Annotated in this window: 12 protein-coding genes; 3 read left to right on the top strand and 9 right to left on the bottom strand. The window is 72.7% G+C overall.

Annotated elements, in window-relative coordinates; all coding sequences use genetic code 11:
- Positions 1–189 precede the first annotated feature (189 nt).
- The 5 genes from HG543_RS07600 to HG543_RS07580 all read right to left on the bottom strand — a co-directional run bounded on the left by HG543_RS07600 (position 190) and on the right by HG543_RS07580 (position 6,536).
- Positions 190–1,455, bottom strand: coding sequence for a hypothetical protein (locus HG543_RS07600; protein ID WP_169344019.1), 1,266 nt, complete (start codon positions 1,453–1,455; stop codon positions 190–192).
- Positions 1,456–1,567: 112 nt separating this feature from the next.
- Complete coding sequence (locus tag HG543_RS07595) at positions 1,568–2,926, bottom strand: DcaP family trimeric outer membrane transporter (protein ID WP_169344018.1); 1,359 nt, start codon at positions 2,924–2,926, stop codon at positions 1,568–1,570.
- A gap of 86 nt (positions 2,927–3,012) precedes the next feature.
- Entirely contained in the window at positions 3,013–3,819 is an 807-nt protein-coding gene (locus tag HG543_RS07590) for a hypothetical protein (RefSeq protein ID WP_169344017.1), read from the bottom strand.
- A gap of 32 nt (positions 3,820–3,851) precedes the next feature.
- Positions 3,852–4,688: a hypothetical protein gene (locus HG543_RS07585; protein ID WP_169344016.1), complete on the bottom strand. Its 837-nt coding sequence runs from the start codon at positions 4,686–4,688 to the stop codon at positions 3,852–3,854.
- A gap of 153 nt (positions 4,689–4,841) precedes the next feature.
- Entirely contained in the window at positions 4,842–6,536 is a 1,695-nt protein-coding gene (locus HG543_RS07580; protein ID WP_246356831.1) for a S53 family peptidase, read from the bottom strand.
- Positions 6,537–6,805: 269 nt separating this feature from the next.
- Here HG543_RS07580 and HG543_RS07575 point away from each other — a divergent pair, with 269 nt between their 5' ends.
- Both HG543_RS07575 and HG543_RS07570 read left to right on the top strand, forming a co-directional pair.
- A complete protein-coding gene (locus HG543_RS07575) occupies positions 6,806–7,552 on the top strand; it encodes a HEAT repeat domain-containing protein (RefSeq protein WP_169344014.1) in 747 nt (248 codons plus the stop codon).
- Positions 7,549–8,286, top strand: coding sequence for a sensor histidine kinase (locus HG543_RS07570; protein WP_169344013.1), 738 nt, complete (start codon positions 7,549–7,551; stop codon positions 8,284–8,286). Before HG543_RS07575 ends, HG543_RS07570 begins: the two co-directional genes overlap by 4 nt.
- A 14-nt stretch (positions 8,287–8,300) precedes the next feature.
- On the opposite strand, the gene HG543_RS07565 is transcribed toward HG543_RS07570, so the two are convergent.
- The 4 genes from HG543_RS07565 to HG543_RS07550 all read right to left on the bottom strand — a co-directional run bounded on the left by HG543_RS07565 (position 8,301) and on the right by HG543_RS07550 (position 13,668).
- The gene (locus HG543_RS07565) at positions 8,301–9,026 is read right to left on the bottom strand and encodes a Uma2 family endonuclease (RefSeq protein WP_169344012.1); all 726 of its coding nucleotides are present in this window, start codon (positions 9,024–9,026) and stop codon (positions 8,301–8,303) included.
- A gap of 273 nt (positions 9,027–9,299) precedes the next feature.
- Positions 9,300–12,233: a helicase C-terminal domain-containing protein gene (locus HG543_RS07560; RefSeq protein ID WP_169344011.1), complete on the bottom strand. Its 2,934-nt coding sequence runs from the start codon at positions 12,231–12,233 to the stop codon at positions 9,300–9,302.
- 56 nt (positions 12,234–12,289) lie between these two features.
- On the bottom strand, positions 12,290–12,727 hold the full coding sequence (locus HG543_RS07555) for a cupredoxin domain-containing protein (RefSeq protein WP_169344010.1): 438 nt from the start codon (positions 12,725–12,727) through the stop codon (positions 12,290–12,292).
- Between the two features lie 59 nt (positions 12,728–12,786).
- Positions 12,787–13,668: a hypothetical protein gene (locus HG543_RS07550; RefSeq protein ID WP_246356830.1), complete on the bottom strand. Its 882-nt coding sequence runs from the start codon at positions 13,666–13,668 to the stop codon at positions 12,787–12,789.
- Between HG543_RS07550 and HG543_RS54405 the strand changes: the two genes are divergently transcribed.
- Positions 13,667–13,874 (top strand): hypothetical protein (locus tag HG543_RS54405; RefSeq protein ID WP_211193789.1); only part of this gene is annotated, 208 nt, incomplete at its 3' end. The genes HG543_RS07550 and HG543_RS54405 overlap by 2 nt on opposite strands.

Below are 13,874 nucleotides of genomic sequence, written 5' to 3'. Positions count from 1 at the left end.
TCACACACCCTCAGGTCCAGGGTGAGCGTCAGCCAGCGGACCTTGGGACCTCCCACGTGCGGTCCGGAGTGGCGCGCGGCGGACATTGCCACTGCACTCGGGAACGCACTTCCGCCCGCGCTCCATGGCGCGGTGCGGTGTCATCTTCTGAGAGGCCCGGCGCGTGCACGCACCGGGCGCATGGGTGGATCAGCGACAGGCGGTGGCGCTGGCCACGGCCGGGCAGCCGAGGCCATTGCCCGGAAGTGAGCACGGCACGGTGTCGGCGAGCGCCTGGATGACGGCATCACCGGAGGGGCCGGTGCCGCGCAGCGCGGACGTCTGCTCCAGGTGGAGGAAGCGGTCCGTGGCGGCGGGGGGGTCGGAGTAGCAGGCGTCGCCGGCCCCGTTGTCGATACGGCCCTGGACGTTGGTGGTGCCGCACAGGAGGCGGTGCTTGCCGGAGTCGCCGGGGGCGTTGCACGAGAAGACGCGGCGGGGGCTGGGCGGCAGGTGCTGGTTGAGGGCGTCGCGCAGGCGCACGGACAGCGAGCCGGCGCGGTCCTTCGACGTGCCGTCGCTGACGACGGCGGCCTCGGGGCCGTCCTCGGCCACGTCCATGCCGTGGACGCTGACGGCGACGCCGTCCGGGAAGGTGTCGCGCAGGGCGCGGTGAGCGGCGGTGAAGAAGTTGTTGGCGTAGTGCGCGGCGTCGGAGACGCGCTGGCCGGAGGTGCCGCACACCTGGGTGGTGCCGCTGCACGGGCTGACCGCGGTGCCGGCGCAGCGGTTGGAGCCGGTGATGAGGAGCGCGCGCGCGCCGAGCGCCACGAGCTGCTCCGCGCCCTGGCTCAGGGTGCCCTCGTCGGAGTCGGCGTGCGGCGTCTCCAGCCACAAGTCACGGGCGGGCGAGAGGTTGACGACGAAGGTGCCGCCGCCGCGCTTCGGGTTCGTGTCGCTCAGCACGAGCCAGCCGTTGCCGCTGTCCTCGTCGCTATAGGAGGAGAGCGTGAAGCCGAGCTGGGCGAAGTCCCGCACGCTCTCCGCGGAGGGGCCGGTGGACAGCAGCGCGCCGAAGGCCCGCTCGAAGGCGGCGAGCTCGGTGCCGCTCGGCTCGCGGAAGCCCTCGCTGCCCGGCGAGGTGATGTTCGCCTTGCGCAGCCACGTGCGCAGGCTCCCCTTCTCGGAGGGCAGGCCCGCCGGCAGGCCGCACCCGGCGAGCGGGGAGGGCGTGCTGCCTTCCGACGGGGTGGGGGAGGCGGTCTCCTCTTCGGCGTCCTGGCCCGGGAGCGTGGGCGTCGACGTGTCCGGCGTCCGGCCCGGCTGGGGCTGGGACGGCGCGGAGGGCGCCGGAGACTCCACGGCGCCGGGCGCATGGGACGGCGCGTCACTGCTTCCAGGGCCGGAGCCGGAGCAGCCGGCGACGGAGAGGATGGCCAGCGAGGTGGCGAGCGTGCGCTTGATGAAGGACGTCATTGTCCGAGCCGAACAGCCGGTGGCCGGAGACCATTCTTCCCCAGCCGGGCGGCACGGGACGGCGCGAGGGGCGCTCGTCCGGCAGCATGCTCCACGGACGGGAGGGCGGGGCTCAGTAGAAGAAGCGGGTGGAGAGGATGAGGCGCACGGCGTTGTCCCCGGCGCCGTCGAGGTCCTCACGCCTGCCGAAGAGCAGCTCCGAGCCGAACTCGAAGGAGGGCACGGGCCGCACCTTGATGTTGCCGGACAGGTAGTGCGTGCGCTTCAGCGTGGTGGGCGGCAGCGAGGCGGGCGGGGACAGCACCTCGAGGTAGCCGTAGACGAAGGTGGAGCCGAGCCACTCCGTCCACTGCGGCTCCAGGCCCACGTAGAAGCCGAGCGAATCCACTGTCTCCAGTCGCCCCGGGGCCACGACCACCGCGTCGAGCCCCTGGCCCGCGAGGTCGCTGATGTAGCTGCCCAGCCCGCTGCCGTAGTGGACCTGGGCGGACGCGCGCCAGCCGGTGCGCTTCCACGTCCAGAGCCCGTTGAACATGGCGCCCCAGCCCACCGCCGTGTCCTCGGGGCCGTCGAACGCGTAATAGGAGAACCACCGCGCCATGCTCGCCACGCGCACGTTGCGGCCCTCGGCGAAGTCCCACTCCACCGAGCCCGCCAGGTCCGGCAGCGGTGTGCGCACCGCCTCCGCCTCCACGTCGCCGAGCGTGATGTCCGGGTCCGGGCGCTCCAGCGACACCTGCAAGAGGAGCGGCCCCAGCGTGGGGGCATAGCGCAGCATCTCCCGCCGCGCGGCCAGCATGGAGCCCGGCCCCTGGAAGTCGAGCGTGTCGGGGATGGCCTCCAGGCCCATGAAGGTGGACCACTTCCGGCCCGCCAGCAGCGGGCCGATGGTGGCGTAGGCCTCGTACACGCGGAGATTCCCGCCGCTGGCGCCCTCGCCGTAGAAGTCCGCGGACACGTGGCCGACGAGCGGCCCCAGGCTGGACAGCTTGCCGCCCTCGAAGAAGAGGCGGCTCTGCCGCGCGTTGAAGTTGAGGTTGTTGCCGCGCAGCGGTGAGCCGATGGGGATGGAGGCGGGGACGAAGTCCTCCTCGTTGCCGATGGGGCGGAAGTCGTAGTTGACGTCCACCTTGATGCGGCCGCGGAACGTCACGTACCCGCGCTTGAGGTCCTCCTCGGTGGCGGGGCCCACCCTCACGACGATGCCCGTGAGCTCCGGGTCGATGATGGCGCCCGGCACCTCCTCGGGAGGCTCCTCCGTCTTGGGCGGCTCGGGCTGCTCGGTCTCGGTGGCCTCCTCGGCGATGGAGGGCGTTCCCCCATCCGTGGCCGTCGGAGTGTCCGACATGGGCGACGGGCCTCCGGCGGACGGTGTTCCCCCGTCGGGCGCCTGGGGCGAGGGCAGGGCGAGGGCGCCACCCGCCACGAGCAGCAGCACGCACAGCAATCCGCCATGGAGGGCTCTCCGCATCCCCGTCCTCTCCGGAAGTGGGGGCGAGAGGATGCGGTGCTACACCCGGGGCCGCACCATGCCCCGGAGTGCCGACCCGGTGTCGGTTAGTCCTCGCCGCACTCCATGCGCTCTTCGTTGCGGCGCCCCTCGCGGGTCTTCAGCCGGTCTCCCGCCACCGTGAGGAAGGTGACCTCGTCCCGGCTCACCACCGAGCCACACTCCGCGATGGTCGCCGAGCAGGAGCGGACGAACTCCACGGTGAGTTCGCCATCGTGGGTGAAGTCGGAGACCTGGCAGTGGTAGCCCGAGGGGCCTTGGCGAACGTCGCCGGAGAAGCGCTCCTCGCCCACCGCGCTCGCGGTATCGAGCACCGCTCCCGCCTTGTCCATGAGGGCGAAGGTGTAGTGCGTGCGGGTGTACGAGTCCCCGGGCGCGTCACCCTCGGGCTCCTGGGACTCCTCGTGGGTGAAGACGCGGAGCGTCCGCTCCCGGCTCAGCTTGAAGGAGTGGGAGTCCTCCGCGAGCGACGCCCCGTCCACCTCGGGGCACGCCAGCTTCTTGCTGGGGATGTTCACGTCGCGTGCGTACGTGTCGGGCGCGACGATCTTCAGCAGCTCCATCGCGCGCTCGCCGTCATCGCCGGGGCAGAAGCCGACGACCCAGACCCAGAAGCCCGGCTTGAGGCCGCGCACGGTGCGGCTCTCGACGAGCTTGGGGAAGCCCTCCGGGAGGGTGACGCCCCCCGCGGACAGCAGCGCCTCGAGCCGGTTCCAGGTGGGCTCCAGGGACTCGACGTCCGCCTTGTTCTTGGAGCCCTTCCAGATGAGCGCCACGGCCTCCTCGGCCCCCGCGCTCGGGGCCCAGGCCAGCGCCAGCGCGAGCGACGCGACGACGAACGCACGCATTCCCATGTGCTGCTCCCCCTCTTTGGACGGCCGCGCGTCTACCGGGACGCCGGCTGGCGGAGGCGCTCCAGGGCCTCCTCCACGTACTGGATGCCGCGCGCGGTGATGGCCTTGCCCTTCTTGGTGTCCTGGGCATAGCCGCCGTGCAGGCGGAGCGCCTTGGCGGCGTTGGGCGCGGCGTACGTGACGCCCAGCTCGCCCCAGAAGCGGGACGTGGTGCCCGACGTCACCTCCAGGTCCGCGTCCACGGAGCGGGCGAGGTACAGCGGAATGAGCGAGCGCACGAGCTGGTCCTTCTGCTTGCCCGCGGAGATGAGCGCCTCGTGCTGGGGGTGCGCCCGGAGCGCCTCCACCAGCCGGCTCACGGCCACGGACGCGTCCTGCGCCGCCGCCTCACCGCTCCCGCGCGCGGCCTTCTTCGCCTTGGGCCGGGCCGTCGACGCGCCCTTGCGGGCCTTCTTCGCCGGAGCGGCCTCGGCCGCCCGCGCGGCGGCCTTCGTGCTCTTCACGCCCTTGGAGCCCTTCGCGGCCGGGGCCTTCTTCGCCCGGGCGCGCTTGGAGGCGGCGGCCTTCGGAGCCGGGGGCGCCTCCTCGACGGGCGCGGCCTCGACCCGGGCCCCGGGCTCGGGAATGGAGGCGGGAGCGGGAGTGGGCATGGCCACCGTCTCGACCTCGGGGATGGGACGCGGGCGCGGGGTGCGCTCGACCACGGTCTTCGCCGGAGCCGGGGGCGGAGGCGGCGGGGTGTACCTCGCCACCTCGTTCCGGGCTGGAGCCTTGTCGCGGCCGAGCCCCAGCTTCGCGCGCACCTCACCCACGACACCGCCCAACCCCACGTTTTGGAGCAGACCTTCCAACCGGGAAGTGAAAGACACCTGGCGAGCCCTCCTGGAGCGCCGCACGTTACCCCAGGATGGCTGATTTCCGGATCAGCGGAACGGCGCCGGGCCCCTCCCACCCCGGTTTCACACCGGGGAGAGGGGCCCGCGGACTGTCTCCCACCCGCCTTTCGGGCCGGGGCCCCCCTTTCAGGGGAGGGTGTTGTACAGGCCCTGGGCGTTGGGAGCGCCCCACCCGGTGGGAATGTCCCAGCCGGGGCCGGCTTCGTACTGCCGGTCGGTGACGCCCACGGTGATGTCCCGGAAGGAGTCCTGCACGGCGGGGAGGGTGTAGAGCTGCGAGTTGAGCCAGCCGACGACGGGCCTGTTCTCCGCCGCCCGCGCGCTGTTCACCACCGCGATGATGCCCGCGAAGATGGGCGAGCCGAACGAGGTGCCCGTGTTGGGGATGGTGTTGCCCAGCCACGTGTACCAGTAGCCGGTGTCCGCGTTGAGGGCCACGTCGGACACCGCGCGGCGGCGCGGCGCCTGCGGCAGGCCCTGCTGCCACTCGGGCGTGGGGAAGGTCAGGCTGATGCCCGAGCCCGAGTAGAGCCAGGTCACCTCGCTGACCACGGTGTTGCCGTTCATCCGCAGCTGGGTGCCGCCCACGGAGGTGACGTAGGGGCTGGAGGAGGGCACGTCCACGCCGGCCGAGTCACCGCCCGCGGCAATCACGGTGATGCCGAGCGCGGCGGCCATCATCGCCGCGTCGCTGTACGCCTCACGCACGGCCCGGGGCTCGGAGTCCTCACGGTGGGCGAACGAGTCGGTGATGACGGACACCTCGCCCCGGGCAATGGCTTCGTTGAAGGTGTAGATCATCGACGTGTTGCGGGCATCCGGTCCCATGTAGACGAGGATGTCCGCCTCGGGGGCCATGGCGCTGGCCCACTCCACGTCGAGCTGGCCCTCGCGGTAGCGCGTCCCGGGCGGCTCCATGGTCTGGATGACGACGGGGTCGCTGCGCTCGATGCCGAAAATCTTCCAGAAGGCGCGCAAATCCTTCCACCGGAAGGAGGCGCCGATGGTGACGCCCAGCTTCACGCCCTTGCCGCGGAAGCCGCGCTGGAACAGGGGATTGAGGCCGTAGGCGCTCGCCACCTGCTGCGGGGTGAGTCCGGCGCTCAGGGGCTGCGGCGGGGTCGTGGGCACCTCGCCGAACTCGCCGGGCAGCGGGCCCGGGTCGGTGGGCAGGTCCACCGCGACGATGGAGGCGATGCGCTCCTTCACGTACTGCGGCGCCTTGATTTCCGCGTCGGGCGGCAGGCCGTAGACGTTGTGCGGGTCATTGCCGCCCTGCGGGGACTTGCGCGACAGCACGATGAGCTGGACGCCGAAGGCCTCGTTGAACTGGGACACGGTGCCGGTGAAGTGGATGAACAGCCGGTTGGTGGCCACGCGCTCCACCTTCAGGCCCACCGACTCCAGGTGGTCCGACACCAGCTTCACGTCCCGCTCCCACGGCGCGTGACGCGCGTTCCACTGCTGGGGCGTCATGTACTTGCGGAAGCGGTCGCTCTTCGGGTCGTACATCTCCTTGATGGCGCCCTCCAGCTCCGCCCGGTTGCGGATGGGCAGCGCCACGAGGCCGCGGATGACGTCCGTGTTCTTCGCGGGGCCCAGGTCCGTGTAGACACCGGGCAGCGGCCCGGGCACGCCGTCGGGCGTGGGCGCGGGCGTGCGGTCCAGGTTGTCCGGCAGGGGCGGTGGGCCCTCGGGGTCCGGAGGCGGCGGCTGCGGAGCCGGAGGCGGCTCGGTGGGCGGTGGCGCCGGAGGCGGCGTGGGCGCGGGCTGCGGCTCCGGCAGCGGCGGAGTGGGGTCGGGGCCGGCGGCGCTCGGCATTCCCACGGGAACCAGACGGTCCGAGTCGCGGCACGCCGTGCCAGCGAGTCCCGTCAGCACAAGTACGGCCGCAAGGATGCTTCTTCTCATGTGGTGTGGCTCCCCCGCCCATGCGGCGGCCTCGTACCAGCCGGCCACCGTCATCCCGCCCCCCCTCATGGAGGACCCTCTGAGCGACTCCGCGGAGGGAAGGTGGGTGCGACACGGGGGGTGTGCAACTGTTCGACACGCGGCAGTCAGGGCTAGAATGAGGGCACGCGTCCCCCCACATGCGGCTGCCGGCTTCCCTCCTCGTCCTCCTTTTTCTCGCGCCCTGCGCGGCCCTGGCCCAGGGTGACTCCCGTCTTGCCTTCCTGGGGCGCCAGCTTCAGCAGGGAAAGGACCCGCGTACCCGCTCGCAGGCGGCGCTGGTGCTGGGCGCCACCGAGGACCCGCAGGCGGTGCCCCTGCTGTGCGGGGGCCTGAAGGACGCGAGCGAGCTGGTGCGCGCGGCGGCGGCGAAGAGCCTGGCGAAGCTGATGGAGCCGTCGGCGCTGGGGTGCCTCCAGGCGCACAAGGGCGAGGCGGACGCGGCGGTGAAGACGGCGGTGAGCGAGGCGGTGGACGCGCTGAAGGCGTACCAGTCGCGGCCTCCGCGCCTCTATCTGGCCATGGACGGGCTGAAGGACCGCACGGGGAAGCTGCCGGCGGACCTGGTGAAGGCGACGGAGGCACGGCTGCGCTCGCGGCTGGTGCGGCGCGGGGCGCAATTGGCGCCGGTGAAGGAGTCGAAGGCGGCGGCGAAGGGCGCGCTGAAGAAGCTGGGCGTGCAGGGCTTCCGCATCACTCCCGAGATTCAGGCGACGGAGAGCGGTGGGCTGCGGGTGGCCATCGTCTGCATGACGTACCCGGACCTGTCGCTGATGGGGCAGGTGGAAGTGAACGCCGCGGGCGCCGAGCCCGCGGACCTCCTCAAGGCGTTGGTGCCGAAGGCGGTGGAGGAGGCGGCGGAGACCTTCGAGTGGAGCGAGACATGACGACGACCACGGCTTCCGTGGCGCCGGCCAAGCGGCGGTGGCGCAACTTCCTGCTGGACACGAGCTTCCAGCTCAAGCTGACGGCGTACATCGTCGTGGTGACGCTGGTGCTGTCGGCGCTGCTGGGCGTGTTCCTGGTGCGGGCGGCGCGGGCGCTGATGCGCGAGACGGCGGCGGCGGTGGAGGCCCGCTCGCGCGCGGCGGAGGTGAGCCGCGAGCTGTCCGGCGCCACGCTGTCCAACGAGCTGCTGGAGCGGATGGACGACCCGGAGTTCGAGGCGACGTTCCGCGAGAAGGCGCGCACCATCGACGCGGCGTACGAGGCGGAGCGCTCGGCCATCGTCGCGCAGCGCGCGGAGCTGGAGCGGCAGCAGCGGCTGACGTGGTGGGTGCTGGGCGGGCTGCTCACGGGCTTCACGCTGGTGGTGGCGCTGGGGACCATCGTGGTGACGCACCGGGTGGCGGGGCCGCTGTTGCGCATCCGCCGCATGGTGGGCGAGGTGCATGACGGACGGTTGCGTCCGCCGCAGTACGGCCTGCGCGATGGCGACGAGCTGAGGGACCTCTTCGAGGAGGTGCGGAAGATGGTGCAGCGGCTGCGCGACCAGCACGAGGAGGACGCGCGGACGCTGGCGAAGGCCCTGAGCGCGGCGGAGAGTTCCGGCGCCTCTCCGGAAGTGGTGGCGGACCTGCGCGCGCTGGAGGCCCGCTACAGGACCCGGCTGGAGCAGTAGGGGAGAAGGCCGCGTCAGTGTTGGCGGCGGCGGAGCTTCTGGAGCTCCGCTTCCGCCGCGGCCAGGCGCTTCTCCGCTTCCCTGCGAAGGCGGGCCTCTTTCCTCCGCGCCCGCGCTTCCGCGTCGGCGCGTTGCTGGACCGTTTCGAGCTTCTCTTGGAGACGGTCCGCCAGCTCGATGGATTCGAGCAGCAGCTGCTCTCCGGACCAGATGAGCAGCTTGTCGTCCCGGAGCTCGAACTCCAGTCCGAGCACCTTCGAGGTGAAGCGCCCCTTGCGCGGCTTGATGGGCGTGTACGTGCGCGCCCGGGGCGTCTTCAGCCGGTAGGCCAGCAGCTGCTCCCGGGAGCGGTCGTAGATGAAGTACTCGGGGATGCCCAGTCGGGCGTAGCGAGCCACGTTGAACTCGGCGTCCTTCTTCCGGTCGCCGCCTTCGTGTACCTCCATGACCCAGTCCAGGCCCTTGCCCTCGTGGCTCACCAGCCATTTCCCACGGCTGTGTGGCTCGACGTCGAAGACCACGAGCAGGTCCGGCGCGAAGCGCCTCTCGCCCGGGTAGTAGATGGGCAGCTCGGAGCCCACATAGACCTTGCGCCGCCGGTGGCGGAAGAAGCCTCGCAGCACGTCCAGCGTGCGGTGCTTGCCCTCCTGGTGCCGGTCCCCCTCCGGCGGTGACATCTCCCGGTCCGTCACCTCGTTCGGCAGTGACGTTACGACCTCTGCCCGCTCCTCGGGCCCCATCGCATCCCACTCCTCTTGCGTGGGCGCCCGAGGAAAGGTCTGCCCACGACGCTTGTCATCCGCGTGCCATCCCATGCCGTGAAAGCGTGCGGTCGGCAGCCTCGCGCGTCAATGCCGTCGGGACATGGCAAGCCGCGCGCCAGTCGTGCACGGCGTACCGCGCGAGGGCAGGGCGCTCACACGCATCCGAGGCACCGTCCAGGATGCGCGGAAGCGTCCAGTCTCATGGACTTCACGTGCCGGGATTTTCGAGCGTGTTCGGACTCGAACCGCTCAGCCCCACGAGCGCTCGGGCTGCGAGTCCACGGTGAGGCCCGTCTCCCGGAGCACGCCGTGGATGCGCAGGCGCGCCTGGGCCCACGGGAGTGCCTCGACGCGGTATCCGTCCAGCGCGTTCATGAGGTGCGCGCGGTAGCTGGGGTGGCCCGGGTCCGCGAGGATGACGACGCCCCGGTCCGTGGTGGAGCGGATGAGCCGGCCCACGCCCTGGCGCAGCAGCAGCAGCGCCCGGGGCAGCCGGTACTGGAGGAAGCCCAGGTACTCACCGCCCTCGCGGGACAGCGGTTCCTCGCGCGCGGCCACCAGCGGGCGCAGCGCGGGCTCCAGCGGCAGCTTGTCGATGAAGACGCAGCCCACGCCCCGGCCGGGGATGTCCACGCCCTGCCAGAAGCTCTTGGTGCCCAGGAGCACCGTGCCCGTGTCTCGCTCCTGCCGCGCCGCCAGCGAGCGGCTGTGCCCGCGCGACTGCCGCATCACTTCAATCCCGAGCGGCTCCAGCCGCGACCGCACCTCCGCGCCCACGCGCTCCATGCGCCGCGTGGAGGCGAAGAGCCCCAGCACCCGCCCACCCATGGTCCGCGCCAGCCCCGAAATCCGCAGCGCGGCCCACTCCACGAAGGCCTCCTCGTGCGCGCGCGGCGCGTCGGTGACGAGCACCACCAGCGCCTGCTCCTTCAGCCGGAAGGGGGAGGGCGCCCGCACCAGCTTCGGCGCCGGCTGCTCCCCGCGCCCGTCCAGGCCCAGCCGCCGCAGCACGAAGGGCACGCCGTCCCCCGGGCCCAGCGTGGCCGAGGCCAGCACCAGCGAGCGCTTGCTCGCCGCGAAGTCGCGCGACACGTACGCGGACACGTCCACCGGCTGCGCGCTCACGCTCCACCGCTGCCGCTTCGGCTCCGCCGTGGCCGAGTAGCACCGCCCCGGCGCGGGCTCGCCGGACAGCTCGCCCGCCAGCACCGCCAGTTCCCCCAGCTCCGTGGTGGCCCCGGACAGCTCGCGCTCCAGCGCCGGCATCCGCGCCGCCAGCTCCGGCAGCGCCGCCAGCACCCGCACCGCCAGCAGCGTGTGCAGCGCCTGCAGCGCGCCGCGTACCGCCTCCAGCCCCTCGCGCACGGGCTCCCACGTGGGCAGGGCGCGCACGGCCGCCGTCACCCGCAGCTCCGGCGCGTAGCCGGCCTCATCCGCGTCCTCGCCCACCACCGTGGCGGCGGGCTCGCACAGCTCCGTGACGTGGAGGCCCAGGCCGCGCGCCTCGTCCAGCAGCCGGCGCAGCCCGTCCTCCACCTCGCCCATCAGCGCGCGCGAGTCCTCCCGCCGCGAGGCGCTCAGGGCCCGCCGCAGCTCCGCGAAGAGGCCGTGCCGCCCGTCGCGCCCGTGCAGCCGCTCCGTGAGGCGCTGGAAGGCCGTGTCGGACAGCTCCACCGTCTTCGCGGTGGTGGCCACGTCCTCCACCTCGTGCGCCTCGTCGAGCACCAGGTGCTCCAGCTTCGGGTAGCGCGCGGGCCAGGCGAAGGCGAGCGACTGGTTGATGACCAGCACGTCCGCCTCGCGGGCCCGCGCCACCGCCGAGTGGTAGTAACACTGGTGGTAGTGCGGGCACTTGTCGCCCAGCGTCGTCGCCGCCTCCGAGCGCACCGCCGGCACCAGTCCCAGCATCACCGGGAAGCGCTCCCGGAACCAGTGGCTCAGCCGGTCCAGGTCGCCTTCGCCCGAGCGGCGCAGGTACGCGCGCAGGTACGCGCGGGGCGCGCGCGCGGAGTGGCCCATGCCGGGCTCCACCCGCGTGGCCTCCAGCGCGCGGCGGCGGCACAGGTAGTTCGTCTGCCCCTTGAGCAGCGCGTAGCCGAAGGCGCCATTGAGGGCCCGGTGCAGCCGGGGCAGGTCCTTCTCCAGCAGCTGGTCCTGCAGCGTCTTCGTGTGCGGCGCCACGCCCACCTTGCGCCCGTTGCGCGCGGCGAAGAGGGCCGCGGGCGCCAGGTACGCCAGCGACTTGCCCGTGCCCGTCCCGGCCTCCACCGCCACCTGCCCGCCGTCGGACAGCGCGCGCGCCACCGCCTGCGCCACGTCGAGCTGCGCGGGCCGGCTGACGAAGCCCTCCTCCAAGCGCTCCAGCGCGCCGCCACCGCCCAGCACCGCCGTCACCTCGTCCGCGCGCACCGGCAGCACCGGCGCGTCCGCGTCCGGCTCGGGCGGGGCCGACGCGCCGCTCGCGCGCCGCCGCTCCGGCCGCCCTCGGAGGAAGCCGCCCTGCGTCTCCAGCTTCAGCGGCACGGACTCCGCCCGGCACGCCGCGAGCAGCCGCGACAGCAGGTCCACCAGCGGCCACTCCTCGTACTCGAAGGGGCCGCCCGCGTGCTCACGCCCCGGGCGTGGGTCCAACGCGGCCAGCAGGTCCGAGATGTCGTCCCCGCGCCCCTCGCGGATGCAGCGCTCCATGGCGTGCACCAGCACCGAGTGGACGGACTCGCAGTCCGACACCGCCCGGTGCGGCTGCTTCAGGGCCAGCCCCGCCCACCGCAGCAGCGACTCCAGCGAGTGGCTGGACAGCTCCGGGTGCAGGTAGTGCATCAGCTCGCACGAGTCGAGCACCGGCGCGCGGATGGGAGTCAGCAGGTGGGGGAGGAAGCCCTTCTCGAAGGGCGCGTTGTGCGCCACCACCGTCCACCCGGCGAGCCGCTCGCGCAGCTCCTCCAGGTCGGCGCCGAAGCGCGGACGGCCCATCAGGTCGACGTCCGTCAGGCCCGTCAGCCGCCGGATGGTGAGGGGCAGGGGCTTCGACGCCGAGTACAGGCGCGCGAAGCGGTCCACCTCGCGTCCGTTCTCGTAGAAGAGGCACCCCAGCTCGATGACCTCGTCCACGCGCGGGTCCAGCCCCGTGGTCTCGAGGTCCAGGAAGACATGCCGGGTGAAGAGGTCCGCCGCGCCGCCCATGCGGCCGCCGAGCCTAAGGCCGCCCCGCCGCGGAGGACAGATTTCGGCCTACGTCTTCAGTCCACCATGAAAACGCCGGAAATCATCTTCCCCATGGCGCAGCCGTACACCAGCTTGCCGGACTCCTTGGGAGTGAAGGCGATTTCCACCGGCTGGTTCAGCGGCAGCGGGGTGTTGATGTCGTAGCCGTCCATGACGACCTCGGTGGCGCACGTGTGGTCCGTCTTGCGCGTCACCACCAGCTTCACCGGCTCGCCCTTCTTGAGATTCACGGGGCTGGGCTCGTAGCCCTTCTCCGTCACGGCCAGCTCCACCACGCGCACGCCATTCTCGCGCTTCTCGGGCGCGGCCGCGGCGGCGGGGGCCTGGGCCTCGGGGGCCTTCGCGGAGGTGGAGGCGTCCTTGGAGCAGCCCTGCTGCGTGGCGCCCACCATGGCGGCCGTCGCGGCCAGGGCGAGCCAGGGCTTGATGATGCGGGAGACGAAGCGGCGCATGGTGTGAATCCCGGAAGGAAGGAGGGGAGGGGGCACGGCGCCCCGCGGACGGTGGGCCCTCAGGCCTCGTCCGCGGGAGCGGCGGCGTGGGTGTCCGGCTCGAAGCGCAAGAGCGCGTGCAGCGGCACGAAGATTTCGTGGCCCGTCTCGCCGAGCAGCAGGTCGAACCGGCCCACGTGCATCAGCGGCAGCTTCAGGGTGATGCCGTTGCGCAGCACCAGCTTCACGGTGTCGCCCAGGTGGTCCAGGAAGGCGCGAGGGTCCGAGTAGGGGCGCTTGTCCGGCTGGCGCGCCACGGCCGCGGGCTTCTGCGTCAGCTTCGCGTCACGCTCCAGGCCGGGCAGCAGCCGCTCCCAGTCCGCGCGGCGCGCCATGAGCACCACCTGCAGCTTCTCCAGCCGCCCGGTGCGCTCCAGCGTGAAGGCGATGGGCTCCTCCGTCACCAGCGTGTCCAGCAGCGAGCGCTCCGCCAGCACCACGGAGACCTCGGACTTCGCGCCGATGAGGCTGGCGAGGAACTCCGCCACCACGGCGTTGTCCACCTCGCCGCGCGCCTGCTTGATGGCGGCCTTGCGCTGGGTGCGCTCCTTGCGCGCCATGAACTCCGCCACCGTCATGCCGCTCTGGAGCACGCCGAAGGCGTCCCCCAGCGACAGTCCGGGCGTCTGGCCCATCAGCTCGTAGACCTGGTCGAAGCGCCTGGCCTCCTCGGCGTGCAGCTTGCGCCACACGCGGCACTTCATCTTCCCCTCCAGCTCGCCCTTGGCGATGCGGGCGGGGACGTGCTCACGCGCCGCCAGCGCCTGGATCTGCTCCGGCGTGGGAGGCGGGCGGGGCGTCGAGGGACGGAAGCCGCCCGGACGTCCGCCGAAGCCACCGGCCCTCGGAGGGCCGCCCGGCCCCGTCCTCGCGGGGGGGCCAGACGGGCGCGGAGGGCCCATGGGCCGTGGCGCCGGCGTCACCGTCGTCGTCGGACGGGGTCCGGGCGTCGCAGTGGGCGTCGGCGCGGCGCTGGCCACCGGGGGCGGCCGGGGCGCGGGCGTCGGAGTGGGTGCCGGCGCCACGCTCGTCGTCGGACGCGGCGTGGGAGTTGGCGAGGGAGCCGGGGCCATGCCAGCCGGCCGGGGCGAGGGAGGGGGCGCCGAGC

It is taken from the genome of Pyxidicoccus fallax (assembly GCF_012933655.1).
In the GTDB taxonomy this organism is placed as follows: Bacteria; Myxococcota; Myxococcia; order Myxococcales; family Myxococcaceae; genus Myxococcus; species Myxococcus fallax.
Note: the sequence above shows the minus strand (reverse complement) of the source record. Positions and strands in the feature narration are given on the sequence as shown.